The sequence below is a fragment of the Alishewanella sp. HH-ZS genome (assembly GCF_001704375.1).
Classification (GTDB): Bacteria; Pseudomonadota; Gammaproteobacteria; order Enterobacterales; family Alteromonadaceae; genus Alishewanella; species Alishewanella aestuarii.
Genome location: NZ_LZEJ01000045.1, coordinates 1 through 26,063 on the forward strand (window position 1 = coordinate 1; position 26,063 = coordinate 26,063).

Consider the following 26,063-nt stretch of genomic DNA (forward strand, 5'->3'; position numbering starts at 1 on the left):
AGATCAAGTCTGAGCTAGTACAAATTAGCAAAGCTGCTGCAAAACATCACCCAAATTTATAACCACGATCAATCGCGGCTTACAACCCGTTGCACTTTCATGTAACCACCAGCTTCAGCAGTCATACAGTTAATTGATCGTCAGCTATGAGCGAAAAGCGGACATAAAGCATCAGCACAAGAATCGTCCTTATTTAGTGAAGTGAGGAATATTTAAATCTGCTGCACCTTGAAGACTAAAAGCATAGTTTTTTCATTAACATTAATTTCTTTTGTAGCTCGCAGTATCTTTTGGCGAGACCAGTAGCACCTCTGATTCGTAGCTCAATCTGGGCGTTTTCGATAGTTTGAACTGAGTAAGGTGTTATTCAAAGCCCACTTTTAAGAATTAATAATTTAGCAATGAACAGCTTGCCATCCAAAAGTTGATAGTTCAAATTCATTCGATGGAGCTCGACTATCTTAGCTACGATAGATAGACCAAGACCAGACCCTTCAATATCTTGATGAGCAGTATGCCGGAAAAAACGTTCCCCTAATCTAACAAGGTCAGGCGTTGTATCTGCTACTATTTGGTTTGTTACACTCAGCTTGTAAACGTCAGTTAACTCTTCAATCTCTACTGATACTACAGAACCTTGTGGCGCATACTTTGCTGAATTATCTAACAAATTTCGCATTACACACTGGAATAATGCTGGCTCTGCCAGAATTAGCGTATTTTTATTAATCTTTATGTCCCAATTAACGTTATCAAGATTGCAACTTTGTATCTGAGCCATTGCATCGGAAATAACATCCAGCAGTGATATTGATTTTTTGTGCAACTGGTTAAGATGCTCTAGCTTCTGCATCTCCATTAATTGGAAAACAAGGTGAGACAGACGTTTTGTACTCCTTTGAATTGCCGCTCTAGCTTCTATGATCTCAGCGGTTGATGTCGCCTGCGACAGATTTTCGGTGTGGAGCTGTAAAATACTAAGTGGAGTTCTCAGTTCATGAGAGGCATCTGCAATGAATCTTTTTTCCTTGATTACATATTCCTTAAGTTCAGCAAGTAATGTATTTACAGCGTTTTGAAAGGGTTGCAATTCTCGTGGCAGTTCCATATCTAGCGGAGTAAAATTCGCAGGATCGCTGTCAGCCAGTTTTGCAGATAGTGCTCGAATGGGATTAGTTCCCCAATACACAGCAAGCCAAACTAATATAAATATTGGAATTAAAGCAAAACTCAAAGGTACTAACACGTCAAGTGTCACATGAAAACTAAGCTCCCCTCGCACATCTTCGCGTTGAGCCGTAAAAATCCAGACATTAAGGTCTTCTGCAAACAGGCTAAAACCAATCCATTCAAACCCTCCAAACTCTACTACGTGATAACCTGATTCCATTGGCTGTAACGGATGCGTTCCTGCATTGGCAGAGCGCAACAAAAGCTGACCACTTGTATTCCAAACTTGTACAGCTATTTTGTTTTCGTACTTATGACCTTCGGGATGTCGTTCCTGCGCCGAGGTACGTTCTATTCCATCTTCAATAATTCTGGGGATTTCGATAACCGGTTCTTGGTTAATGGCTTCTTTAGGGCCTTCGAGTAACAAATGCCGAACCAGCCGCGCATACTGTGCGAGTTGTGCATCAAACAGCTCGTCCAACTCATGATGGGTACTGTAAAAAGTACTGCCTCCCGTTACAAGCATCAACAGTAAAATGGCTCCATTGATACTGAGAAGCAGCATCCTCCTGATACTTTTAATTTTCATCGTGACTTTTTAACATATAGCCAAACCCTCTAACTGTTTTAATGACATATCTTGCTGTTTTCTTTCTAATGTTGTGAATATGCACTTCCAATGAATTCCCCTCATTATCTCCATCCCAACCACTATTAACCTCTTCCAATTGTTGCTTTGAAAGGATCTTGCCAGGATGAAGCATGAGCTCTTTAAGTAACAAAAATTCACGGGTTGTAAGATGAACCGACTGACTTTGAAAACTACATTCGTGCTTTTGTAAATCTAGGATCAGTTCGTTACTTATCAGCAAATCATGTTTGCGTTGTTGATGACGTCTTAATATTACCCTTAAACGAGCTTCAATCTCTCTCACATCACAGGGTTTCAACACGTAGTCATCCGCCCCCGCATCCAATACATCAACTTTTGTATCCAAATGATCCCAAGCAGTTAAGACTAATATAGGTAGAGACTGATTGGTCGACCTTATTTTCCTTATAACTGGAAGTGAGAGGCCATCAGGCAGCCCGAGATCAAGGATCATGACATCAAATAGGCTATTTTCAGCAGCTTGTAAGGCCTGTTTACCGGAAATACAATGTTCAACTCTATAGTGCAATCGTTCTAACGCAGTCACTAGCCCTTGCGCTAACAATTTATCATCTTCTACTAGCAAAATCCGCATGGCTCTCGACCTCTTTATTCAAAATAGAATAATGACCCAGACCATTGTCGCCAGCACTAGCATGGTAAGAACTGCAGCTGAGCCAACATCTTTCGCTTTGCCACTGAGAACATGATGCTCAGCGCCAATTCTGTCAACAACTGCTTCTATACCCGTATTTAGCAACTCGACTACTAGGACCAACATCAAGCTCAATATTAGCAAAGCCCTTTCTACTGGACTTACTTCTACAATAAAAGCAATTGGAACTAGAAAGCAAAGTGCGACAATTTCTTGCCTAATAGCCGCCTCCGAACGCCAGCTGCTGATAAAGCCTTGTTTTGAATAGTGTGCAGCGCTCAACAAACGACGCCAACCCGTGTGATGATTCTTCATGTATGTACCTCCAAGAGTTCCATCATAATTCTCCAATCTTAAGGGAATCTTAAGTTTTAAAAATTACCCTGAATCCTGATTCAACTACAGGATTACAGTTAATGCGACTCGGAGTTTTCAAGAATTTGGTAGCAGCCTCGGTTTGGGGGCCATATGTACATTTGGTGAGGATGATCTTTATTGGAATGTTAGCGTTGAGTTTTAGTAGACTTGCGTTACTTATCTGGATGTATGACAGGGTGGAGCCTACACAGCTACTCGGTGAAATATTGGTACAAGGCATTAGAGCCGATTTTATCCTAATGTGTTTGCTGGCAGCAGTCCCAGTGCTTGCATCTCTCTTTCTAGCTTACCCACCATTAAAACGCGGCTGGTTCAGATTTACTTACATATGGAGCTTGATTGCTCTAATTTCACTGACTTTCTTAGAGCTGTCGACACCATCTTTTTTAATGCAGTATGATATTCGACCAAACCGTCTATATATTGAATATTTAAAATACCCTAAAGAGGTTTTTCTTACTCTATGGCATGGTTTTCGAGTTCCGTTATTGCTTGGAATATCGCTTACTATTTTGAGCAGTTTTCTCTTTAGACGTCTACTGAAAAAACCTAATGATGAATACCGTTTATGGACTTTTAAGTACCATATTTTAGCCTGGCCACTAGTTGTATTTGTGATTTTTGCCGGAGTTCGCTCTACGACTCAGCATCGACCTGCAAATCCAGCCCTTTTTGCAATTACTGCTGATGCTATGGTTAATTCGCTGGTTATTAACTCAGGTTACTCAGTACTGTATGCTATTTATAGTCTAAAGCACGAGTCCAGAAGTACTGAAGTATATGGCAAGCTATCAGAACCAGAAATGCTCGAGCAAACTCGTAATTGGCCGTGGCTGAAACAGTATTCCTATCTAGATCCTAATTTCCCAACTCTGCACTGGCAGTCTGCACAGATAGAGCGTTCTAAACCTCTAAACATAGTAATTGTGCTGCAAGAAAGCCTTGGTGCAACTTTTGTGCAGTCTCTTGGTGGCGCTCCAGTTACACCTAATTTGGAAAGACTTAAATCAGAGGGGATCTGGTTTAATAATCTGTATTCGACGGGTACGCGTTCGGTACGAGGTATTGAAGCAGTTGTAGCTGGTTTTATGCCTACACCAGCACAAAGTGTAGTAAAGCTTTCAAACAGCCAGCAAGGGTTCGCTACGTTGGGTTCTATTCTGCAGCAGCAAGGATACTACACGCAGTTCATCTATGGGGGAGAAGCACACTTTGACAATATGCGCAGCTTCTTTACCGGCAACGGCATTAGTGATGTTGTCGACATTTCAAAAATCATCGAACCTGCTTTTGTTGGCAGTTGGGGAGCAAGTGATGAGGATTTATTTAACACTGCACATCAACAACTAAGTCAATTACATCAATCTGGCAAACCATTCTTCAGCCTTATCTTTACATCAACGAATCATGAACCATTTGAGTTTCCTGATGGGAGAATAGATCTGTATGAACAGCCTAAACAGACAGCTTATAATGCGGTGAAGTATGCCGACTGGGCCATGGGGAAATTTTTTGAGAAAGCAAAAACCAGCGAATACTGGAACGATACGGTGTTTTTAGTTGTGGCTGATCATGACAACAGAGTCTACGGTCGTAACTTAATCCCTGTTGAGAAATTTCATATTCCTGGATTAATCCTCGGTGGCGTAGTTAAACCAGACACGATAGAGCCAGTAGCTAGCCAAATTGATCTAGCACCTACTTTGTTAAGTCTTGCTGGTGTTTCAGCCTGCCATCCTATGGATGGCAGAGACTTTATTGCAGATCCTACCAGTCCAGGTCGAGCCCTACTTCAGTTTGATAATTTGTTCGCACTAATGCGTGAAAATGAACTCATCATATTACGACCCAACGACAAAGCGATTAGTGCGACATATGACAGAAAATCCCAACACCTTAGTTTGAGCAACAAACCAGTATCAGAGCTTTCTCGCATAAACGCATTGGCACACGTACAGCTGCCTTCCTATTTATATAGAGAGCGAAAGTACCCTGACATTGCAAAATGTGAAAGATCAAATCAATAGCATGCTAAACGGTTCTATTGGCTGTTATGTCACAATAACAGCCAAAACTTACATAGCACTTAAGTTAATCTTAATTCTTAATAGTTATTCTAACGGCATGTTTATATTACGAAGCGTCAGTGCATGCGGCAGTTCAAAAGTAACGAAGTCATAAACCTACTGGTAATACCCACCACTATATTCTTCGCGGTATTTTGCGCACTTTACGGCTATCAGCTCGATTTTGTATTGGCTTCGACCCTTTTTCATTTAGAAGGGGGTCGTTGGAGCTTAACAAATCATTGGTTCTTTAGTGACGTTATGCACAGTGGGACGCGCTTTCTGAACAACATTGTTATAGCAAACGTGCTTGGTTTTTGGCTCTATCAAAAGTTTAGTAGTGAATACACTTATGAGCGAAAAGTGGCACTGACTAAGTTAGTTTTGAGCCTGATATTAAGTTTCGCCATAGTGGCAATTCTCAAACGCGCCTTACCTATGGAATGTCCGTGGGATTTACAATTGTTCGGTGGTGAACAACCGTTTATCGGGTTGTTTGAGAAGCGCCCTTCTGACATTCCTACAACTCAATGCTTTCCAGCAGGGCACGCTAGTGTCGGTTACGCCTGGGTAGCACTCTATTTCTATTATCTGCCGGTATCTCCAAAAAAATCTCGCACAGGATTGATGATTGGGCTTTTTCTAGGACTCTTACTTGGCATCGTACAACAAATACGAGGAGCCCATTTTTTCTCGCATGACCTGACGACGCTCTGGTTGTGCTGGTCAATCAGCTGCGCCGTATTTTGGCTATACCCCAATCGAACCAAACTCCCAACTGATAAGACTCAGGGACACAACTATGCTTGATTATTTTCGTCGATACACACTGCCTATCATCGTACCTGACCTTAGCAAACCTGCGACTAGCTGGCACCCAGTATTATTTGCGCTAGTTGCTGCCGCAAGTATGACATTGATGTTCAACGGACCATTTTACGCGGCCTTACAAACCAACATACCTGGACAAAATGGTCTTCACTTAGTGCTAATACTTGTCGTTTTTTTGCTGAACTTGATGCTTATTTTGTTGTTTGGCCACTCTCGATTGCTAAAACCAGTGGTCTTATTACTATTTATGGTCGGCAGCCTGAGTCTATATTTTAATCAGGCATTCGGAGTGCTGATTACTCAAGAAATGTTACAGAACGCTGTGGAAACAGATCTCGCAGAAGCCAAAGGGTTAATTAGCATCGGATTCTTAATCCATTTAATGCAATGGAATCTATTTCCATTAATGTTGGCCTCGGTTGTTAGAATTCAACGTCTGTCTCGCCGGGCTTATTTTCAGCACTCTATTACTGCTTTGGCTATGGTCTGCATAGTGCTTTTGTCTGTTGGCGTAACGCAGTATGCAGAACTTGCTTCTTTTTTCCGTAATTTCAAAAGTGTTAAACATCTAGCTTTGCCGGTAAGTCCGGTTATCGCCAGCGTCTCGTTAACTATTAAATCTTTAAAAGCGCAGGTTCCGACTGAATTTCATATCCTTGCTACTGACGCAAAGAGAGAATCTACCTTTGGACGCCCAAGGTTGCTTGTGCTTGTTGTAGGAGAAACCGCTCGGGCCGATCATTTTCAACTTAATGGATATCCACGAGCTACCAACCCCTTACTAAGTAAACTCCCTATCGTCAGCTTCAGCCAAGTTTCTTCATGTGGAACAGCAACAGCCCACTCCCTGCCTTGCATGTTTTCTGCTTTGACGCGAGAAAACTATGACGAGTCTAAGGCTAAAAACAGCAGTAATATATTAGATATTCTTCAAGCCACTGGGGTAGATGTGAGTTGGCATGAAAACAACTCTGGCTGCAAAGGAGTGTGCGATAGATTACGTTCTGAATTTTTGTATAAGCAAGAAGACCCTCGGTGCAGCGAAGGTCAATGTTTAGACGAACTGCTGTTGGATGCTTTGGATAGGGAGCTACAGAGTATTGCAGATACCGATAGAATTATTGTACTGCACCAGCTAGGCAGTCACGGACCGGAGTATTTCAGACGCAGCGGCATATCAGACAAAGCATTTAAACCAGAATGCACAGATAAACAACTACAGTTATGTTCTCGCGATAATATTGTCAACGCATACGATAACAGTATCGTTGCGACAGACCGATTACTGGCAAATATAATCAATCGTCTTCTCCAGCAAAAAGATTATGATGCTTCAATGCTTTATATATCAGACCATGGTGAGTCACTTGGTGAAAATGGTGTCTATTTACATGGCTTACCTTACTTTATTGCACCAGATGCTCAAACACATATCCCGATGCTCTGGTGGATGAGCAAAGAATACGAAGGTTCATCCGAGTTGGACACCAAGTGTATTGAAAAAGAGCGCAGTTCGCCACTTAGCCATGATAATTTGTTCCATTCTCTGTTAGGAATATTTTCTGTGAATACAGCACTCTACGAATCAAAACTTGATATCTTCAAAAGCTGCAAGAAAAGAGTGCGATAAGTTAAGTCCAATAGACAAGGAATATGGACAAGTTCACAGCATAACTTTTAGGCTATTCACAGTTATCCATACTAGCGAATAGCCCTAACTGGCATTCAACGTCCGCTATTGGCACAAAGCCGAGATCCGACGAAGTGGTACTTTCCGTGAAAGTTGTGGTGCGATTAATTTGCAACACGTGGTAAGGAGCGGTTGCAATGTGGTGGTAAATTAAGTGCAATTAATCAAGAAAGTGAATCAATGAGTGAACAACTGAACTGTCAAAGCCGCATGGATGCGGCGACAACTCTGTACTTGCCGCAAACAACTATCCCCGTCCTGCTAAACCAATGACGTAAACTCCTATCTCTCCCGACTTGTTGGAACAAGTCGCACTCACAAGGTGCAATTAAACACTGAACAAAAATTCATGGATGAATGGTTACCGCCGAAGGACTCGGCGCAAATAAAAAACGTACATACCATTATACACAGTATGTACGTTTGAAATAAAAGCCGCTGACCTTATATGTAAAGCCCTGTCACTCACCCACACGCGAATAGACACTGTTTTTACTATATACTCCAGTTGAGGCTTTTTTTATTTTTTATTGGCTTTGAACTTAGCCGTTAATCGCCGGCCAGCTGCATCTGACTGACCAGCACTGAACCGGTGTGCACGCCACCACGGCGATCCACGTCGTTACCTACCGCCACGATATTCATAAAAATATCCTTCAGGTTACCGGCAATGGTCACTTCGGCGACCGGGAACTGGATTTCACCATGTTCAACCCAGAAACCACTGGCACCCCGCGAGTAATCACCGGTCACGGTATTCACGCCCTGCCCCATCAGCTCGGTTACCAGCAAGCCTTTACCCATTTGCCGGCACAGGGCCAACAGATCCTCGCTACCATGTTGCACCAGCCAGTTGTGAATACCACCGGCATGGCCGGTACTGGCCATGCCCAGTTTGCGCGCCGAATAACTGGTGGTCAGATAAGTGGTCAATATGCCCTGCTCAATTACCGCCAGATCGCGGGTTTTAACCCCCTCGCTGTCAAAGGGGCTGGAAGCCAGCGCCTGGTTTAAATGCGGTTTCTCCAGAATCGTCAAACCCGGCGCCATAATTTGCTGGCCCACTTTGTCCAGTAAAAAACTGGACTTGCGGTAAATACTGCCGCCACTGATCGCCGATACCAGGTGACCAAACAACGAGCTGGCAATATCGGCGCGGAACAATACCGGTACTTTCTGGGTTGGGACTTTCCGCGGTTGCAGCCTGGCGACAGTTTCCCGTGCCGCTTCACGGCCCACCTGACGCGGGTCCAGCAAATCGGCATAACGACGGGCTACGGTATAGCTGTAGTCGCGCTGCATATCGTCGCCGGCTTCGCCAATTACCACACAACTAAAGCTGTGGCGGGAGCTGGGATAGCCCACCAGCTGGCCATGACTGTTACCATAGACTTTCAGGCCCTGATGGGTTGAAAACGAGGCGCCTTCTGAGTTGGTGATCCGGCTATCTTCGGCAAAGGCCGCTTCTTCTGCCGCCGCACACAGCACTATGGCCTGTTCGGTGCTGATGCTATCCGGGTAATATAGATCCAGTTCCGGCGGGTTAAACTCCAGCCAGCTGGCATCTGCCACGCCGGCATGCGGATCTTCAGAGGTATAGCGGGCAATATCAGCCGCCGCTTCTACTGTGCGTTTTAATGCTTGCGGGCTTAGATCCGCAGTAGAGGCCGAGCCTTTACGCTGCCCGAAATATAAACTGATGCCCAGGCCACCGTCCTGATTAAATTCCACGGTCTCCACCTCACCATGGCGGGTTTCGACACTCAGGCCCCGGGTGCGGCTCATTGAGGCTTCAGCACTGCTGGTCCCCAGTTTTTTCGCATGCGCCAGCACCTGGCTAACGGCTTCTTTTACTTCGGCGATTTCTTGCTGAATAGCGGTTTGCTGCATCTTATTCGAACCTTCTCACGTTATCTGCCTAGCTTACCATAGTCCGCTGAGGGCTGCTGCCCATGTCTGCTGCTTTAGTGATATACTAGTTGTAGACAAGTGATATAGAAGCCACAGCATGACAGATACAGAATTTAAATACGGTGACAGCAAATGGCTGGAACAACCGGAGCATATCAGTAAAAGCCAGGTTAAGCGCGAGATGCACGCGCTGCAGGCCTTGGGTGCAGAGCTGGTGGCATTAAGCCCGGCGGCCCGCGCCAAGCTCCCGCTGGATGAGGAATTAAAAGACGCACTGGAGTTGGCCGATAAGCTGGCGAATAAACGCGAAGCCTTACGCCGGCATATGCAGTTTATTGGCCGTCTGATGCGTGAGCGTGAAGATGAACTGGAGCCGATTGAACAGGCTCTGGCGATTATCCGTAACACCAACCAGGCTGCAACGCGCCAGTTTCATAAGGTCGAAACCTGGCGCGATCGTCTGCTGGCCGAAGCCGATGCTGTAACCGACTTTATTGCCGAATATCCGGACGTTGACGTACAGCAGCTGCGCCAGCTAATCCGCAATAGCAAAAAAGAGCAGGAAAAGCAGCAGCCGCCTAAATCCTACCGCGAGTTGTTTCAACTGATTAAGCCATTGATTATTCAGGACTAGCCTGAATTACCCCAGCGGCAGCTGACTCCTATCCCGCGCCAGCTGCCAGCGGGACCTGTTTTCCGGCCACCTGGTGTTAGCCGCAACACCCTTTGATACATCACCGCACTTTGTCGTTCTGCTGACATAAAAACGGCGCTAATTTTGTATTCGCTTATAAATCGTCTACTTTTATAACAGACACTTAGAATAATGTTCTGTTATCAGGAAACCTTTTATGGCCACCAAAAGACCTAGCACGACGCCTACCGTAGAACCCCTCGAAGATGAAATTATTGCGGTGCGCCCCGCAGTCAGTAACAAACCGGTCCGTGTTGGTAATGAACGCTATATGTACTTTACTGAGCGGGATCTGAACCGCATTTTGAGTAACCTCGATGGTTTACGCCAAACGGTTTTTCCCGGCAGTACCGCAGAGCATGAGCTTAATGCGCAAAAGCAACCGCACTTTCCATCAGTTTGCTTAATTGGTCTGGGCCGTTGTGGCTCTAATATCGCGTTGGATGTCGCTTCCCTGGTTTACAACGCGCGCAATTTCTATCTGCACGAATTTAACAGCCAGGAAAAACAAACCCGCGAGCAGGAACTGCGGCCGATGCGCTGGATCAAGCGCAGCCTGCATTTTAAAAACTCCAATATTTTGAAACCGGTATTTTTGATTGAGCCTTTGGTGATGCTGGGGGATCTGGATAAAGATATTGAAGGGCGGATCCGTTTTTCCAACCGCGCCGAAACCAGTGGCTTTTTACGCGATTACACCAAGATGAAAATTATGGATCTGTCTGAGGTGCATGCCGGTGGCGCCGGTAATGCGCCGATCCTCGGTCAGTATCTGGCTAAGATTATCCTGAACAAAGATACCCAGCGTTTTTCCAATGCCGACTGGAAATTTATTCACTCTTACCTGATCGACTCCTGCGGCATTAAGGCCAACCAATCGCGGCTGTACTTTTATATTTTCAGCGCCGGCGGTGGTACCGGTTCGGGTATGGCATCAGAATTTGGTCTGGCCCAGCAATATGCCTATATGAGTAAAACCTTCGACACCCGCTCCCTGCCGGAAAACGAAGAGAATCGCGGCCACTCCTTTGTATTTGAACCGATCTTTACCAGCGGCATCTGTATTCTGCCGAATATCTCCGATCATGGTGTCGAAATGTCCGAAGCCCTGCATATCAATGCCGGGCGCTTGCTGTGTAAATATCTGGCGGAAGAATGGGACTTTTCCTACAACTTTGATCAGGACGAAAAGAGCGACGCCAGTGCCATGCACCGCATCCGGCCATGGAATGCTATGATGCTGATTTCAAATGACATTATGCGCTATGCTGAAGAAACAGATGACGGCGACATCCAGCATATTGATGTCAGTACTATGGAGAAGTACGCCAACCAATATATCTCGCAGCAAATCTTTAATATTCTGACGGCGCAGGCGGTCACCACGGACTATGATGAAAACTATTTCCGCCGCGCCGGTATTGATATTGGCGAAACCATCCGGCTGGATGCCAATGACCTCTTTATGAGTCTGGCCGGGCCGGTGGCAGTGGCCTATGCGGAGTCGGTGATGCCGGGTGATCTCAGCGCCACCGAAAAACTGAAGCTGTTTGAGAAGCAAGCCACCCCGGGCCTGGATATTGATGACTTATTCTTCCGCTCTATTGATCTGCCGCATTTTAATAAGATCACCCAGGCCATTGAAGGGATCAGCCTGCTGCCGATCGAATCAACCCGCTATCGTGAAATCCTGGCCAAATATAAGGCTAACGGCTATAACGCCAGCGATATTAAAGATCTGCACTTTTTTAATAACTGCTCCTCGGTAGTGTCCATTGTGTCCCTACCCAAGGATTACAAACTGTCCTATATGGATTTAAACAAACTAAAGTCTCATCTGAACAGTTTGTTCCCGAATACCACGCTAAAACGCTATGCGCTGGTTATTGGTGCCTCAGCCAATATCTCGCTAACCACGCTGATTGTGAAGAGCCCCTGCTTAAGTGATGATTTTTTAACTCTGATTGCCGCCTATATCAAACGCTGCTTCGCGGTAGATAACTATCGCTTCGATGAAAAGCTCGATGAAGCCATGCTCGACTTTATCCGCAGTGAGCAGTTTGATGAAGGTCTGCTTGATAGCATGCTGCACGAGTTTGAAAACCCGGCCAAGATCCTGGATACCAACTGGTATGCGATTAAACCGATGTATGAGAAAAAGTACCGTGAGCTGATTAATAACAAAGACAAGTTTGTTTCAATTAACGATATCCGCTTATCGCGCGACAGCGTAAAGAAAGCCATTAAATACCTGCGGGAGATCTACCGGCATAAGATCAGTAAAACCCGGGTTATTTCACTGTATCAGCAAAGCAGCAAAGCCGACTAAACTGCAGCATCCACTGTCAGAAAACCGAAAGGCCGCTAAGCGGCCTTTCTTACTTGCGATCCCTCACCCTGCCGTGCCGGACTTTAGCGCTGGCAAGGCTGAAGAAGCTTAGCAAACTTTGGTTAACCAGCCGTGCGTATCGGCAGCCTTGCCCCACTGAATATCGTTCAGCGCCTGACGTAAACTGGCGGTGGTGGTACCGGCTACGCCACCACCTACTGCATATTCCCGGCCGTTATGAATTAAGGTGCCTACCGGTGTTAATACTGCCGCCGTGCCGGATAAGGCCGCTTCGGCGCCCGGCTTCACGGCACGCTCTAACAGCTCATCTACCGTCAGTTCGCGCTCAGAGACCTTCATACCCCGATCACGCGCCAGCGTCAGGATCGAATCGCGGGTGACGCCGTGCAGGAAACTGGCATCCAGCGCCTTGGTAATAATTTCGTTGCCATCGATCAGCAGGAAGTTGGCCGCACCGGTTTCCTGCACGTCGCCATTCGGGCAGAACAGCACCTGATCGGCCTGTACTGCAGCGCGCGCCTTCATAATCGGCTGCAGCGCACTGGCGTAGTTACCGCCACTCTTCACCATCCCCATATGGGGCGCGCAACGGGCATTGTCTTCCAGCAATAAGCGCAGTGGCTTAGCGCCACCGGCAAAGTAGTCGCCAACCGGCGATAACAGTACATACAGCAGCGAACTCAGGCTGGGCGCCGCTGCCTTGCCAATAGAGGCTTCGGTACCGATATGGGTTGGCCGGATATACATAGAGCCAGGTGGATTAGGTACGTCAGCGGCATAGCGTTTAACAATATCCAGGATCATCTGCCGCAGCATAGCAGCATCAACCTTTGGCAGCGCCAGCAGTTCACTGCTTTGCTGCAAGCGGGCGACGTTTTTGTCCATCCGGAAAATATGGATGCTGCCATCGCTATGGCGAAAGGCTTTCAAGCCTTCAAAACAGGTACTGGCATAATGCAGCACATGGGCACCGGGGTGCAGGCTGATACTGTTTACCGGCACCAGTGCCGGCTCACTCCACTGATTATTACTATATTCCGCTAACATCATTTCAGCGGTAAACACGGTTCCGAATGCTGCCATTTTGATTTCCTGCTGTAGAGTAACAGGCTGGTTGCGCACCAGCCCTTGATCTTATTGTAAGTTAACTTAGCGACGTTACTGGGTCCCACCCACCGTCATGGCATCCAGCTTCAGGGTAGGCTGCCCCACGCCAACCGGCACGCTCTGGCCCTGCTTGCCACAGACGCCAACACCGCTGTCGAGTTTCATATCATTGCCGACCATCGACACCTGCTGCATTGCCTCAGGGCCATTGCCAATTAAGGTAGCCCCTTTGATCGGCGCCGTGATCTTGCCGTCTTCAATCAGATAGGCTTCAGAAGCCGAGAACACAAACTTACCGGAGGTAATATCGACCTGGCCGCCACCAAAGTTCGGCGCATAGATGCCTTTTTTAACACTGGCGATAATCTCTTCCGGCGCATAGTCACCGGCCAGCATATAGGTATTGGTCATCCGCGGCATCGGCAGATGCGCAAAGGACTCACGGCGGCCATTACCGGTAGGGGCTACCCCCATCAGCATCGCATTATGCTTATCCTGAATGTAACCTTTGAGTACCCCTTTTTCGATCAGCACATTGTAGGCGCTGGGGGTGCCCTCATCATCAATATTTAAGGAGCCGCGCCGGCCACTCAGGGTGCCATCGTCGACGATAGTACAGTGTTTCGACGCCACCTGCTGACCAATCCGACCACTAAAGGTAGACGAGCCTTTGCGGTTAAAGTCGCCTTCCAACCCGTGTCCGACGGCTTCATGCAGTAATACGCCTGGCCAACCGGCTCCCAGCACAACCGGCATGGTACCGGCCGGCGCGTCGATAGCGGTCAGATTCACCTGCGCCATCCGCACCGCATCACGCGCATAGTGCTGCCAGCGTGGCTGACCATCAACATCGGCACTGAAGTACTGATAATTGGTGCGGGCGCCGCCACCGGCACTACCGCGCTCACGCCGGCCGTCTTGTACCAGTAACACTGAGCAATTTAAGCGTACCAAAGGCCGGATATCGGTAGCGAAGGTGCCATCACTGGCCGCTACCAGCACTTCTTCGTACACGCCGGTTAAGCTGACCATTACTTGCTCTGCCCGGCTGTCCAGGCTGCGGATATAGGCTTCAATCTGATGCAACAGCGCAACCTTTTCCGTATTAGTCAGGCTTTGTAATGGCTCACAGGGCAGATAGATCTTGCTGTTACCACTTTTACTAAAGGTTTTTACACTGCCCTGCTGGCCCTGTGCCGCTATGCCACGGGCTGCGCCGGCTGCCTGCATCAAGGCATCGCGGTTAATGCTATCGGCGTAGGCAAAACCGGTTTTTTCACCGCTGATTGCCCGTACCCCAACGCCACGCTCAATATTAAAGGAGCCGTCTTTAACCAGGCCATCTTCCAGCACCCAGGATTCATGCACGCTGGACTGAAAATATAAATCGGCATAGTCGAGCTGATGCGCAAACAAAAAGCCCAACGTCTGCTCCAGATCGCGGGCGCTTAGCTCAGAGGCTTGGATCAGGTTTTGTTCTACTGCATTCATGGTTTCAGCTTACTGTTAAAACGGTTATGAAGTTTTACCGGCATTTTCTGCGCCAGTTGCTGACAGTCGGTTAAATCGACCTCAACACTGATCACACCGACCTCGCTGCCGGCATCGGCCAACACCTGACCCCAGGGGTCGATAATCAGGCTATGGCCATAGGTTTCCCGGCCATTGGCATGCACACCGGTTTGACCGGGAGCAATGACAAAACATTGGTTCTCAATGGCTCTGGCCCGCAGCAAGGTATGCCAGTGTGCAGCGCCGGTCGGCCGGGTAAAGGCCGAGGGTACCGCCAGCACATTCATCCCCAGCGCCGCCAGTTGCTGCGCCAGACCGGCAAAGCGCACATCATAGCATATCGTCATGCCGAGTTTCAGGCTACCCTGCTGACTTAAGGTGACTTTATTCCCCGGCATGGTGCTGGCGGATTCGCGATAACTACCGGTACTGTCGGCAACCGCCACATCAAACAGATGTAATTTCTGATAATCGGCCAGTAAGCGGCCATCCGGCCCGAATAACAGGCTACTGGCATAAAAGCGCTGCGGATCCGGACTAGAAGTGGGCATGCTACCAGCCAACAGATACAGTTGATGCGCCTTGGCCAGTGCCGCAGCTTGCTGTTGCAGGAGCCCTTCACCCAAAGGTGCCTGAAACTGCCGTTGCAGCTGTTCGCCCCCACCAAATACCGCAAAGCACTCAGGCAGTACCACCAGATGTTGTTGCGCTTTAGGCAAGGTCGCGAGTAACGCGGCAACCTGAGCAAAATTGCTGGCAGGATCGGGCTGGCTGTTTAACTGCAGCGCGGATAAGCGCCAGCGGCTGTCGTTAGGCTCAGAGTAAGGGCTGGCGGCTATCATCTTGACGATTCTCAGGTTGGGCTATCCGCACCGGCACCGGAACTTCCGTACTATGGCGGTTGACTTCGGTCACCACCGGCTTGTCAAAGCTACCGGTCACGGTAAAGTTAATACGGGAGATCACTTCAGCCGACTGAAACACTTCATCCAGTGCCAGCGCCGCCAGTCCGGTGGCCGGATTGACCATCCAGGCAATAATCACCGGCAAACTGGAGGTGACTTTCGGCGAGAACGACACCTGATAATCTATCTGCCGCTTAACCAGATCGGCGTAGCCCTGCAGCTGCATATTGCCCGGCACACCATCGATCAGAAAATCACTGGTTTGTGCCACCCCCTGGTCCAGACTCAGGTTGCCGGTCATCCGGTTATAGAAAAAGCCTTTGGCGAACACATCGCGAAAATCCAGCCGCAGTTTACGCAGTAGCGAGTTTAAGCTAAAAATTGAGAATAAGCGGGCGCCCTGATCACTGACCTCGGTTAGCGAACCTTCGCCGAGGGCAAATTTCACCTGCCCCTGTAAGCTTTTTAACCGGAACTGCTGTGGAGCCCCCTGCCAGCCAAGCTGAAACTCCAGCTCACTGCGGCTGCCGCTGATGGCAGTAGTCAGCTCATACTCGGTGAGTAAGGCGCCAAGATTCGGGCTGCTGAAATTACCGCTAAACTGACTGCGTCCCAGGTCTGCATCGGGTTGCCAGTCGCCCTGTAACACAAAGCGATTGCCTTTATAATCTGAGATCAGTTCGGTTAACTGCCAGTTCTGGCCAGTGCCAGCGGCCTGAAGCGCCACCTTACCAAAACGATAAGGTCCGACCGAGCAGTCATTACAACTCAGTCGCAGCGGGACCATCTCCGTCAACCAGGACTGGGCAGCCAGCTCGGCTTCGGGCTCGGCCATAGCCACCGCAGTTTCCTGTGTTGTCGCAGCTTTATCCGCTAAAGGTAAATGCAGGTAGTCGAGCTGTACCTGGATGCCGTCTGTCTGCCAGGCATGAGAAAATTGCCAGCGGCTGGCCAGTTCAGCCCCATTTAACTGCAACTGCCAACCTTTGCTGTCGTTGGTTAAGTCAAATACTGTATTAGTCAGCGCCAGTTGCTGTGGTAATTGCACTGTTTCAATCCGCCCCCGCACCCGCTGCAATGGCGGCAGTAGCGAGGACTCGCTGCGGCTGCTTAGCATAGGTTGCAACAATTCAAACCAGGGCACCAATTCTGCCTGTGCCAGTTTGACTTCAATACTAAAGTCCGGCTGACTTAAATTGGCTTTACTATCCCCTAAGACAAGCTGCGCCCGTTCGAAGCGACCGGTCTGATGGCTAAGTTGCGCCTGAAAATCCAATAACTGCGGGTAATTGAGCGCCAGATAACTTTGTTCAGCATTACCATTGGCCAGTAGATAGAGTTTTCCAGCCTGCCCCAATGGTTTTTGATAGGGTACCGGCAAGGCTAAGGCCATCAGACCAAGATCGGCCTCCAGTGAGGCCTGATAACTAAATCCCTGCTCAGGCAGTAACAAGGCCAATTGCAGCTGCCAATCAGCGGCCCCACGCAACAGTTCGCGTTGCTCTAATGCTAACAGCGTATTTAAACTTGCCGCCGACGCCTGACCTTGCCAGTTCATCGCCAGCTGATAACCATCGGCTGCCATCGCGCCGTTAAAACTGGCCTGCACCGGTAGGCCCAGATAATCAAACGTCAGCCCTTCTCCCCGCAACTGCTCATTTCGGAAATGCACCCGACCATTTAACGCATTTAACTGCATGGCAGGCGCTTGTATATTCGCCTGCACCGCCAATAGTTCGGCGACGCCACTGGCCACCACGCTGGGCTCCGTCAGGCTAATTTCCAACAAGAGTTCACCGCGCACCGGGCCGGCCAACCCTAAATGCTGCAGGGTCTTACCAAGGCTGTCACGCAACGACGATTCCAGCATTAATTCGGTTAAAGCGCTGCTATCCAGTTCCGTATCAAGCCGGATATCGAGTTGTTTCGCCTGCCGCAGATCCGGGATATGTGCCGTCACCGGATCGGTAAGCGGCAGTAAGCCGAGGTAACCTTGCTGGCCCTCGATTAGCATAGCGGCGTTATCGAACCAGAGTTCAGCCTGCAGTTCGGTTAGCGCCGGCCAGTTTTCCGCAAAACGGAAGGTACTGTCTCTAATACCGGCATAAACCTGGAAATGCCCATCAGCAGCACTAAAAGGATAGTCGGCAAAGGCGCCATGCCAGAGCACTGTGGCCTGCTGCACCTGCCCAGCCTCAATAGCACTGCTTAGATAATCGCGGGTGCGCGCCGGCATATAGCGCTGCGGATAGTATTGCTGAGCCTTAGCCGCATCCAGACCCGTTAATTGTGCCAGCAGTGACAGCTCTGGTTGCTCGGCCAGCAGCAAGCTGGCCTGGGCAGCAATTTGGAAATCTGCCATCTGCAGCTGCAGCATAGGGACCTGTATGCGCCAGCCTGAGGTGGTCTGCCGGGCCAGCAATTGCAGCTGTAATTGGTCGTAGTCCCAATTGTCATTAAACAAACCGTCCCAGCTCAATTGTTGCTGCTCACCGCTAATCCCGACCCAGATTTGTTCTGCGGTCGCTGCCAGCCGGACATCTAACGCCTGCACCCCGGGAATATCGGCCACAGCGCGGCTACTCAGCTGTTCAATCTGGCCTGTCAGTTGCCATTGCTCGCGGTTAAAGCGGCTTTGCAATTTACGCAAGTAGCCCGTTGGCTGATGCGCCAGGATGGCCTGTAATAGCTGATGGTCCTCTGCCAATAACTGGGCGAGAGGTTCCAGTGCCGCTAACGGAAAATCTTGCAGCGTAGCCAGATAGTCCGCACCATCACGGCTTAACTGCAGTTGTAAGCCAGGCCAGCTATCATCCAGATCTGCCAGTGTCAGTGCCGTTGATAACAATTGCCAGCCGCCGTCGACTGGTGTCCAGAGCAACTGCCCGGGTCCCAGCCTGACACTATGCTGCTGTCCGGCTCTCTGCCAATGCAGACTGTTATCTGCCAATTCCAGTTGCAGTCGGCTAAACTGGCCGGCACTGATATCAGCCCAGGCCCGAAAGTTAACGGCCGCTTTTTGCAGGCGGCTACTCTGCGGAATATATTGAGCAAACCAGGGCAGCACATCCAGATCAGCGCTTTCGAGGTAAAGCTGGCCCTGCGCCTGCTGCAGCTCTGCTCCCTGAAAGTCGAGGATAAAGTTGATGGTATTCGACGTGACCCCTACTATCGCGAGTTCACCGCGGCCCTGATGCCGATCACCAGCATTACGCCAGTCCAGATGCCGGATTTGCAGGATCTGCGCGGGATGTTCGCTACTTACCAGCACCAATTCGCTGTCAGATAATGAGAATGCCTTGAGCTGCCTGAAAAATAGCTGCTCCAACGCCGGCAATGTCAGGTCAGGCCCGGAGCCGGCATTAGGTAACGCAAACAGCTTATCCGCATCCAGCTCATAACGGGCACCGGTAAGCTCGAAACGTTCCGCCGATAACTTAAGACTGAGTAAGGTTTTCCAAAAATCCAGCTGAATCGAGGTTTGCTTAATACTGAGTGGCTTAGCCTCAGCGTGTTGGATCCTAAGCTCCTGCAACAGTAACGCCGGCCCGGTGCCACGCCAACCGGCCGACAGCTGGCCGATCGAGACCGTAGCACCCAGTTGCTGACTGAGTACCTGCTCGACCTGTTGTTTGTAGCTGTCGGCATAGGGTAGCGTTAAACGCAACACCGATACCACTGTTGCCAGTAATACTAGGCAGAGCGCCAGTACCACCCACAGCTTATGCAAACAGTAGAAGCACAGCGGTTTAATTTGCACTACATCATTACCACGTCGAACTGCTCCTGGGTGTACATAGGTTCAGTTTGAATACTAATTTGTTTACCAATAAATACCTGTAACTCTGCCAGACTGTGAAACTCATCGGTAGTCAGCGCATCTCTGACGATCGGCGACACATAGACCACAAATTTATCTGCTGAGTAAGCCCGGTTAACCCGTACAATTTCGCGTAAAATTTCAAAACAGACGGTTTCTACGGTTTTTAACGAACCACGGCCCTTACATACTGGACACTCAGAACAGAGAATATGTTCCAGACTTTCGCGGGTTCTTTTACGGGTCATCTCCACCAGCCCCAGCGCGGAGAAGCCATGGATATTGGTTTTCGCCCTGTCCCTGGCGAGTGCCAGCTCCAGGCTATGAAACACCCTGCGCTTGTGCTCCTCGTTCTGCATATCGATAAAATCGATAATAATAATCCCGCCGAGGTTGCGCAGCCTTAGCTGCCGCGCGATGGCCTGAGTAGCCTCGGTATTGGTATTGAAGATGGTCTCGTCCAGATTACGGTGGCCGACAAAGGCTCCGGTATTAACGTCGATGGTAGTCATCGCCTCGGTCTGATCAATCATCAGATAGCCACCGCTTTTCAGCGGCACCTTGCGCTCCAGTGCGCGCTGAATTTCATTCTCGACGTCAAACAAATCAAAAATCGGCCGCTCTCCGGGATAGTATTCCAGCAGCGGAATAATTTGCGGCATAAACTCTTCGCAAAAGGCCGTCAGTTGCTGAAAGGTAAGTTTTGAATCAACCCGCACCCGCTCCAGCTCAGTACCCACAAAGTCACGCAGAATACGATAGCTCAGGCTAAGATCTTCATAGACAACGCCTTCTTTGCGGGTGTTTTTCTTGCGCTTTAATACTTTGCTCCAGAGCTTTTTCAGGAATTTGGCATCCTGGATCAGTTCGTCTTCAGCGGCCCCTTCCGCGGCCGTGCGTACGATAAAGCCGCCGGTATCATCAACACACTTGCCAACGATCTCTTTCAGGCGCTGCCGCTCCGACTCAGACTCCAATCGCTGCGATACGCCGACATGGGCACTGTCGGGCATAAATACCAGATGACGTGACGGCAAGGTAATGTCGGTGGTTAGGCGTGCGCCCTTGGTCCCCAGCGGATCCTTCACCACCTGTACCAGCAAATACTGTCCTTCCCGCACCAGTACCCGGATATCCTTACTGACCGCCGGTTTGGCATCCAGTTCGCCCACTTCATTGTGCTGGACGATATCTGAGGCATGCAGGAAGGCCGCTTTATCCAGCCCGATATCGACAAAGGCAGCCTGCATTCCAGGTAATACCCGGCTAACTTTACCGACATAAATATTGCCTACTAAGCCACGCCGGGCTTGCCGCTCGATATGCAGCTCCTGCAGTACCCCGTTCTCAATTAACGCAACCCGTGTTTCAGTTGGGGTGACGTTAATTAATAACTCTGCACTCATGCTGACCTCCGCAATTGTTGTATCAGGCGCTCAGTTTCACAAAGTGGCAATCCAACAACACCGGTGTAACTGCCATGGATTTTCTCGACAAAGCGCGCGGCCAGTCCCTGAATACCATAACCACCGGCTTTATCTGCCGGTTCACCGCTCTGCCAGTAAGCCTCCAGCTCAGTATCGCTAAGCGGTCTTAACCAGACTTCGGTACTACTCAGTGCCTGTAATTGTTGCCCGGCACTGACAATGGCCACAGCGGTAAGTACCTGATGGCTGCGGCCACTCAGTTGCCGCAGCATTTGCATAAAGTGGTCTTTAGATTCAGGCTTGCCCAGAATTTGCTTATCTAAGATCACGCTGGTATCAGCACCCAAGACCGGTAACTGCCAGTTCAGTTTATTGGCACCCGCCTGGGCCTTTTGCAGTGCCAGCCGGCTGACGTAACTTGCCGGCTCCTCGCCCGTTAACACTGATTCATCAATCTCAGCACTGACCAGAGTGAAGTTGACAGGCAGTTGCGCCAACAATTCGCGGCGTCTGGGTGAAGCAGAGGCTAGAGCAATATCGGGATACATTATTGGATCTTCAGTTGACGACGGTAGCGACGTAACAGCCAGAATAACCAGGGCCAGGCTAGCATACCGGTTAACACGGGCCACAGGTAACCGGGCCGGAAATTTACCCCGGTCAGGAAATGACTTAACCAGAATAACAGTAGCTGATACAGCGCCAGAAACATCGCGACCAGCAGTGCTTGCTGTAGCATCGAAAAGTTACGGATTTTCAGGTAATTTGCCGCGACGATAAAGCTGACAACCGAAAACGCCAGCGCATTAACGCCGAGTACGGTGCCGACCAGAATGTCTGTTAAAAAACCGACTACAAAGGCGGTGCCAATACTGACTCTGCGCGGTAAGGCCAGGGTCCAATAAATGATCACTAATAAGGCCCAATCCGGGCGGAATAACGTCATCTGATAAGGCAGCGGAATAATGGTCAGCAACAGCGCAGCCAGTAAACTCAAATAGATAAATCCTAAACCTTGTGCCGGACGCATCAGGGTTGCTCCTCCGCTTGTCGCACTGCCTCAACCTGAGATCCCGGAGTCAGAATCAACACGTGCTTAATCCGATCCAACTTGGCGTAAGGCCGCGCCTGCACACTGATAAATGGTTGACTATCATCACGACTAACACTGACCACTTCGGCAACCGGATAACCTTCCGGGAAACGGCCATCCAGGCCCGAGGTTAGTAAACGATCACCTTCGCGGATATCGGTACTTAGCGGTAAATGAATCAACCGCAGCTGATCCCACTGCCCGATACCCTCAGCAATAGTGCGGATCCCGGTGCGCTCTGCTCGTAGCGAGATAGCATGAGTGTTATCCGAAATCAGGATGGCGCGGCTGCTGGTTGGGGTAACGCTGATAATCTGCCCGACTACGCCTTTATCATCAATCAGCGGATAGTGGACGGCAACACCGTCATTACTGCCCTTATTCAGTACCACCTGGTGCGAAAACGGATGACTGTAAACGGCCAGCACCTCAGCAATCAAACGCTGGCCTTCCACCACTGGCGCCGAACCAAGTAACGCCCGTAGCTTATTATTTTCCAGCTGCAGAAAATTCAATAACTGCAGCTGAGCGTCCAGTTGCAACAACCGCGCTTTTAATGCGGCATTTTCCTGCAGTAATTGTTGCTGTGACATCAGTTGCTCTGAGGCACTGGTGATCACACTTTCCGGTAAACTGGCGGCGTAAAAAAGTGGGCTGACCGCTGAGGTCAGATAACTGCGAACTTGGGTGGCACTATCCGTGTAACGGTCAACAAACATCAGCCCGATACTGCAGGCTACCGCTAAAACTAAACGCAGCCCGAGTGCCGGGCCGCGTGCAAAAAAGTCATTCATGTAAGTCTCAGAAAGTGAGAAACCTCTTTACTCGTAGCTGAACACATCACCACCGTGCATGTCGATCATTTCCAGTGCCTTACCACCACCGCGGGCCACACAGGTTAAAGGATCATCAGCAACCACCACCGGAATGCCGGTTTCTTCCATTAACAAGCGGTCTAAATCACGTAGCAGTGCACCACCACCGGTTAATACCATACCACGCTCAGAAATATCTGATGCCAGCTCAGGCGGTGATTGCTCCAGCGCCACCATAACTGCACTGACGATACCCGCCAGCGGCTCTTGCAACGCTTCCAGGATCTCGTTGCTGGTCATCGTAAAGCTGCGTGGCACCCCTTCCGCCAGGTTACGGCCACGAACTTCAATCTCCAACACATCATCACTTGGGTAGGCAGAGCCAATTTCTGTTTTAATGCGCTCAGCAGTGGCTTCACCGATCAAGATGCCGTAGTTGCGACGGATATAGTTAACAATAGCATCATCAAACTTATCGCCACCAATCCGCACTGAGGAGGAATACACCACACCGTTTAACGAGATAATGGCAACTTCAGTGGTACCACCACCGATATCCACCACCATAGAGCCTGTTGCTTCCGATACTGGCAAGCCGGCACCGATAGCGGCGGCCATTGGCTCATCAATCAGATACACTTCGCGGGCACCTGCCCCCTGGGCTGATTCACGGATTGCACGGCGCTCTACCTGAGTAGAACCACAAGGTACACAGACCAGCACCCGTGGGCTTGGCCGTAAGAAACTGTTACTGTGCGCCTGACGGATAAAATGTTGTAACATTTTTTCGGTAACGTAGAAGTCAGCGATAACACCGTCTTTCATCGGCCGGATCGCTTTGATATTGCCAGGAGTACGACCCAGCATCCGCTTAGCGGCATGGCCAACGGCAGCGACACTTTTCGGCCCACCCGCTCTTTCCTGACGGATTGCGACAACAGAAGGTTCGTTTAATACGATCCCCTGGTCTTTAACGTAAATCAGTGTATTAGCTGTACCAAGGTCGATGGACAGATCGTTGGAAAAAATACCGCGCAATTTATTAAACATGGGGAAGGTGGATCCTTTTAACGACATCCGGCTACACCGGCCTGAGCGCTGGCAGCAGGAAAAATTTTATACGAAATTATGGCTATTCTAAGTAAGTCTCCGCCAAGAAAATAGCTTTTTGTCAGTTTTTTACCAAATATACGCAAACAACTGCAAGATGCGGGTTATACAGCTTGCCTCGATGTAAAAACCTTCAGGTTGCAAACTGACAGCCCGCATCATACCGGCCGCCGCTATCTCATTTTTTTCCGCTCACCGCTGTTGTAGATCGTTATAATAACGTCGGCTTTCCTCTGAGCAATCTTGAATGGCGTCCTTACCGACAGCGACTTATCATTGGCAACGCCTGCCTATTCCAATGGGGCAGGATAACACACCTCAACTCTGGATCTGTACCTTGCAGGCACCAGTTGCAGAAGTTGCCGGGAATAAGTGGCTGAAGCTACACTCCGCCATCCAACAACGCAAACCCGGACAAGGCATGCTCAGCTTCGGTGGTGCCTTCTCCAACCATCTTGTCGCTTTGGCAGCTGCCGGCCAGCACTACCACTTTCCGACTATAGGACTGGTCAGAACCGAGCAACTCGACACGCATAATCCAACTTTAAGGCGCTGTCGGGAACTCGGCATGCAGCTGATTGCCCTCGACCGGATAAGCTATAGACAACAGCAACAACCAGAGTTCCTTGCCCGGCTAAAAATAACCTATCCGGAATATTTGATTCTGCCAGAAGGTGGCAGTGACCTTGCCGGGGCGGAAGGTGTGGCGCAGTTACCGCTATTACAAACACCCGCCGGCGACGCCGATCTGTTGTGCTGTGCTACCGCCAGTGGCGGCACCCTGGCAGGTTTAATCCAGCGTTACCCTAATGTGCACTGCTTAGGTTTGCCGGTGGTCAAAGACGCGTCTTTAGCAGATCGTATTAAGCAGTGTTTACCGCCGACATCGTCTTATCAGAATTGGCAACTGGCCGAGGCAAATTCGGCCTATGGCAAAGTAAGTGCTGAGCTGGTGGCATTCTGCTGTCAGCTAAAGCAACACTATCAGCTTAGTACTGAACCTATCTATACCGGTAAAGCACTGCAGCTGTTGTGCCAACTGCTGCAAACGGGTTCTTTAAGCGGCGTAAAGCGTATTGCTTTTTTCCATACCGGTGGCTTGCAGGGTTTGCACGGACTTTACTACCGGCGCTTACTCACTGAAGCACAGTACCGGCTGTTGTTAAGCTGAACGCAGTGATTGATATTGTTGCGATGGTTCGCTGTGATAAGTCTTTGGTGGCGTTTGGCTTAATCTTTTCTATCGCTATCGCAGAATGACTCCGGTACGACGGGCGTACCGGAGTCTGGGTATCGTGTACTCGTTTAGTTTGGCTCTTCGTGCAGGGGGCGTTTAGTCACAGTGCGGTGTGTCATTGATGGCACGGATATCGCTCGCTGTGATAAGTCTGTTTTGTCTTCTCGCTTTATCTCTTCTATTACTATCGCAGAATGACTCCGGTACGGCGGGCGTACCGGAGTCTGGGTGTGGTGTACTCGTTTAGTTTGGCGCTTCGTGCAAGGGGCTGCGTAGTCACAGTACGGCATACCATTGATAGCGTGGTTATGGCTCGCTGTTATTGGTCTGGTTTATTGTCTCGCTTGCGTGTCTTTATCACTATCGCAGAATGACTCCGGTACGGCGGGCGTACCGGAGTCTGAGTATCGTGTCATCTTCTAGTTTGGCGCTTCGTACAGAAGCTGTGTAATCGAAGTGCGATGTAGCATGGCGACAACTTCGTCAGGAACGAAGTTGGACTGCCGCAGGCAGGCCCGAAGGGCGAAACACAGGGATGTGTTTCGCAATGCCACCGCTGTGGCTGGCATGGGAGAGCAGTACCCCCGCGTAGCGGATAAAGCAAAAAGCCCACTCGACTGAGTGGGCTCTTTGGCTT

General features: G+C 49.5%; 19 protein-coding genes. 6 read left to right on the forward strand and 13 right to left on the reverse strand.

The window, feature by feature from the left end:
• Nucleotides 1-367 precede the first annotated feature (367 nt).
• Genes A9165_RS14460 through A9165_RS14470 form a run of 3 tightly spaced genes read right to left on the reverse strand, consistent with a single transcriptional unit; the run spans nucleotide 368 to nucleotide 2,795 of the window.
• Complete coding sequence (locus tag A9165_RS14460; RefSeq protein ID WP_065956428.1) at nucleotides 368-1,762, reverse strand: ATP-binding protein; 1,395 nt, start codon at nucleotides 1,760-1,762, stop codon at nucleotides 368-370.
• Nucleotides 1,752-2,420 carry a response regulator transcription factor gene (locus tag A9165_RS14465; protein ID WP_065956429.1) on the reverse strand — a complete coding sequence of 223 codons (669 nt, stop codon included), beginning with the start codon at nucleotides 2,418-2,420 and terminating at the stop codon, nucleotides 1,752-1,754. Before A9165_RS14465 ends, A9165_RS14460 begins: the two co-directional genes overlap by 11 nt.
• Nucleotides 2,421-2,438: 18 nt before the next feature.
• Nucleotides 2,439-2,795, reverse strand: a complete 357-nt coding sequence (locus A9165_RS14470; protein WP_065956430.1) for a diacylglycerol kinase — start codon at nucleotides 2,793-2,795, stop codon at nucleotides 2,439-2,441.
• A 101-nt stretch (nucleotides 2,796-2,896) separates the two neighbouring features.
• On the opposite strand from A9165_RS14470, the gene A9165_RS14475 reads away from it, so the two are divergent.
• From A9165_RS14475 to A9165_RS14485, 3 genes are all read left to right on the forward strand, one after another.
• Nucleotides 2,897-4,885 carry an LTA synthase family protein gene (locus A9165_RS14475; RefSeq protein ID WP_065956431.1) on the forward strand — a complete coding sequence of 663 codons (1,989 nt, stop codon included), beginning with the start codon at nucleotides 2,897-2,899 and terminating at the stop codon, nucleotides 4,883-4,885.
• Nucleotides 4,886-5,008: 123 nt separating this feature from the next.
• Nucleotides 5,009-5,734, forward strand: coding sequence for a phosphatase PAP2 family protein (locus A9165_RS14480; RefSeq protein WP_083216305.1), 726 nt, complete (start codon nucleotides 5,009-5,011; stop codon nucleotides 5,732-5,734).
• Nucleotides 5,727-7,385 carry a phosphoethanolamine transferase gene (locus tag A9165_RS14485; RefSeq protein ID WP_255365741.1) on the forward strand — a complete coding sequence of 553 codons (1,659 nt, stop codon included), beginning with the start codon at nucleotides 5,727-5,729 and terminating at the stop codon, nucleotides 7,383-7,385. The genes A9165_RS14480 and A9165_RS14485 overlap by 8 nt, the downstream gene beginning before the upstream one ends.
• Before the next feature lie 609 nt (nucleotides 7,386-7,994).
• On the opposite strand, the gene pmbA is transcribed toward A9165_RS14485, so the two are convergent.
• Nucleotides 7,995-9,335, reverse strand: a complete 1,341-nt coding sequence (pmbA, locus tag A9165_RS14490; RefSeq protein WP_065956432.1) for a metalloprotease PmbA — start codon at nucleotides 9,333-9,335, stop codon at nucleotides 7,995-7,997.
• Between the two features lie 118 nt (nucleotides 9,336-9,453).
• On the opposite strand from pmbA, the gene yjgA reads away from it, so the two are divergent.
• Together yjgA and A9165_RS14500 are read left to right on the forward strand one after the other, a co-directional pair.
• A complete protein-coding gene (gene yjgA, locus A9165_RS14495; protein ID WP_008609552.1) occupies nucleotides 9,454-9,990 on the forward strand; it encodes a ribosome biogenesis factor YjgA in 537 nt (178 codons plus the stop codon).
• Nucleotides 9,991-10,207: 217 nt separating this feature from the next.
• Nucleotides 10,208-12,379 carry a hypothetical protein gene (locus A9165_RS14500; protein ID WP_008609553.1) on the forward strand — a complete coding sequence of 724 codons (2,172 nt, stop codon included), beginning with the start codon at nucleotides 10,208-10,210 and terminating at the stop codon, nucleotides 12,377-12,379.
• A 108-nt stretch (nucleotides 12,380-12,487) separates the two neighbouring features.
• On the opposite strand, the gene A9165_RS14505 is transcribed toward A9165_RS14500, so the two are convergent.
• The 9 genes from A9165_RS14505 to A9165_RS14545 all read right to left on the reverse strand — a co-directional run bounded on the left by A9165_RS14505 (nucleotide 12,488) and on the right by A9165_RS14545 (nucleotide 24,129).
• On the reverse strand, nucleotides 12,488-13,489 hold the full coding sequence (locus A9165_RS14505) for a branched-chain amino acid aminotransferase (protein WP_255365742.1): 1,002 nt from the start codon (nucleotides 13,487-13,489) through the stop codon (nucleotides 12,488-12,490).
• Between the two features lie 69 nt (nucleotides 13,490-13,558).
• Complete coding sequence (gene tldD, locus A9165_RS14510) at nucleotides 13,559-14,998, reverse strand: metalloprotease TldD (protein ID WP_065956434.1); 1,440 nt, start codon at nucleotides 14,996-14,998, stop codon at nucleotides 13,559-13,561.
• Nucleotides 14,995-15,861 carry a carbon-nitrogen hydrolase family protein gene (locus A9165_RS14515; RefSeq protein WP_065956435.1) on the reverse strand — a complete coding sequence of 289 codons (867 nt, stop codon included), beginning with the start codon at nucleotides 15,859-15,861 and terminating at the stop codon, nucleotides 14,995-14,997. Before A9165_RS14515 ends, tldD begins: the two co-directional genes overlap by 4 nt.
• Nucleotides 15,836-19,684 carry a YhdP family protein gene (locus tag A9165_RS14520; protein ID WP_065956436.1) on the reverse strand — a complete coding sequence of 1,283 codons (3,849 nt, stop codon included), beginning with the start codon at nucleotides 19,682-19,684 and terminating at the stop codon, nucleotides 15,836-15,838. Before A9165_RS14520 ends, A9165_RS14515 begins: the two co-directional genes overlap by 26 nt.
• A complete protein-coding gene (gene rng / locus A9165_RS14525) occupies nucleotides 19,684-21,150 on the reverse strand; it encodes a ribonuclease G (RefSeq protein ID WP_008609558.1) in 1,467 nt (488 codons plus the stop codon). Before rng ends, A9165_RS14520 begins: the two co-directional genes overlap by 1 nt.
• Nucleotides 21,147-21,719 carry a nucleoside triphosphate pyrophosphatase gene (locus A9165_RS14530; protein ID WP_008609559.1) on the reverse strand — a complete coding sequence of 191 codons (573 nt, stop codon included), beginning with the start codon at nucleotides 21,717-21,719 and terminating at the stop codon, nucleotides 21,147-21,149. The genes rng and A9165_RS14530 overlap by 4 nt, the downstream gene beginning before the upstream one ends.
• Nucleotides 21,719-22,201, reverse strand: a complete 483-nt coding sequence (gene mreD, locus A9165_RS14535) for a rod shape-determining protein MreD (RefSeq protein WP_065956437.1) — start codon at nucleotides 22,199-22,201, stop codon at nucleotides 21,719-21,721. The genes A9165_RS14530 and mreD overlap by 1 nt, the downstream gene beginning before the upstream one ends.
• Nucleotides 22,201-23,058: a rod shape-determining protein MreC gene (gene mreC / locus A9165_RS14540; protein ID WP_008950806.1), complete on the reverse strand. Its 858-nt coding sequence runs from the start codon at nucleotides 23,056-23,058 to the stop codon at nucleotides 22,201-22,203. Before mreC ends, mreD begins: the two co-directional genes overlap by 1 nt.
• A 27-nt stretch (nucleotides 23,059-23,085) precedes the next feature.
• On the reverse strand, nucleotides 23,086-24,129 hold the full coding sequence (locus tag A9165_RS14545) for a rod shape-determining protein (protein WP_008985238.1): 1,044 nt from the start codon (nucleotides 24,127-24,129) through the stop codon (nucleotides 23,086-23,088).
• Between the two features lie 307 nt (nucleotides 24,130-24,436).
• Between A9165_RS14545 and A9165_RS14550 the strand changes: the two genes are divergently transcribed.
• Nucleotides 24,437-25,360: a 1-aminocyclopropane-1-carboxylate deaminase/D-cysteine desulfhydrase gene (locus A9165_RS14550; protein ID WP_065956438.1), complete on the forward strand. Its 924-nt coding sequence runs from the start codon at nucleotides 24,437-24,439 to the stop codon at nucleotides 25,358-25,360.
• Nucleotides 25,361-26,063 lie beyond the last annotated feature (703 nt).

Bases quoted from the DNA above. Each gene is read 5' to 3' on its own strand.
- A9165_RS14460 (WP_065956428.1), bottom strand. From the start codon at position 1,762: ATGAAAATTAAAAGTATCAGGAGGATGCTGCTTCTCAGTATCAATGGA.
- A9165_RS14465 (WP_065956429.1), bottom strand. From the start codon at position 2,420: ATGCGGATTTTGCTAGTAGAAGATGATAAATTGTTAGCGCAAGGGCTA.
- A9165_RS14470 (WP_065956430.1), bottom strand. From the start codon at position 2,795: ATGAAGAATCATCACACGGGTTGGCGTCGTTTGTTGAGCGCTGCACAC.
- A9165_RS14475 (WP_065956431.1), top strand. From the start codon at position 2,897: ATGCGACTCGGAGTTTTCAAGAATTTGGTAGCAGCCTCGGTTTGGGGG.
- A9165_RS14480 (WP_083216305.1), top strand. From the start codon at position 5,009: ATGCGGCAGTTCAAAAGTAACGAAGTCATAAACCTACTGGTAATACCC.
- A9165_RS14485 (WP_255365741.1), top strand. From the start codon at position 5,727: ATGCTTGATTATTTTCGTCGATACACACTGCCTATCATCGTACCTGAC.
- pmbA (WP_065956432.1), bottom strand. From the start codon at position 9,335: ATGCAGCAAACCGCTATTCAGCAAGAAATCGCCGAAGTAAAAGAAGCC.
- yjgA (WP_008609552.1), top strand. From the start codon at position 9,454: ATGACAGATACAGAATTTAAATACGGTGACAGCAAATGGCTGGAACAA.
- A9165_RS14500 (WP_008609553.1), top strand. From the start codon at position 10,208: ATGGCCACCAAAAGACCTAGCACGACGCCTACCGTAGAACCCCTCGAA.
- tldD (WP_065956434.1), bottom strand. From the start codon at position 14,998: ATGAATGCAGTAGAACAAAACCTGATCCAAGCCTCTGAGCTAAGCGCC.
- A9165_RS14515 (WP_065956435.1), bottom strand. From the start codon at position 15,861: ATGATAGCCGCCAGCCCTTACTCTGAGCCTAACGACAGCCGCTGGCGC.
- rng (WP_008609558.1), bottom strand. From the start codon at position 21,150: ATGAGTGCAGAGTTATTAATTAACGTCACCCCAACTGAAACACGGGTT.
- A9165_RS14530 (WP_008609559.1), bottom strand. From the start codon at position 21,719: ATGTATCCCGATATTGCTCTAGCCTCTGCTTCACCCAGACGCCGCGAA.
- mreD (WP_065956437.1), bottom strand. From the start codon at position 22,201: ATGCGTCCGGCACAAGGTTTAGGATTTATCTATTTGAGTTTACTGGCT.
- mreC (WP_008950806.1), bottom strand. From the start codon at position 23,058: ATGAATGACTTTTTTGCACGCGGCCCGGCACTCGGGCTGCGTTTAGTT.
- A9165_RS14545 (WP_008985238.1), bottom strand. From the start codon at position 24,129: ATGTTTAATAAATTGCGCGGTATTTTTTCCAACGATCTGTCCATCGAC.
- A9165_RS14550 (WP_065956438.1), top strand. From the start codon at position 24,437: ATGGCGTCCTTACCGACAGCGACTTATCATTGGCAACGCCTGCCTATT.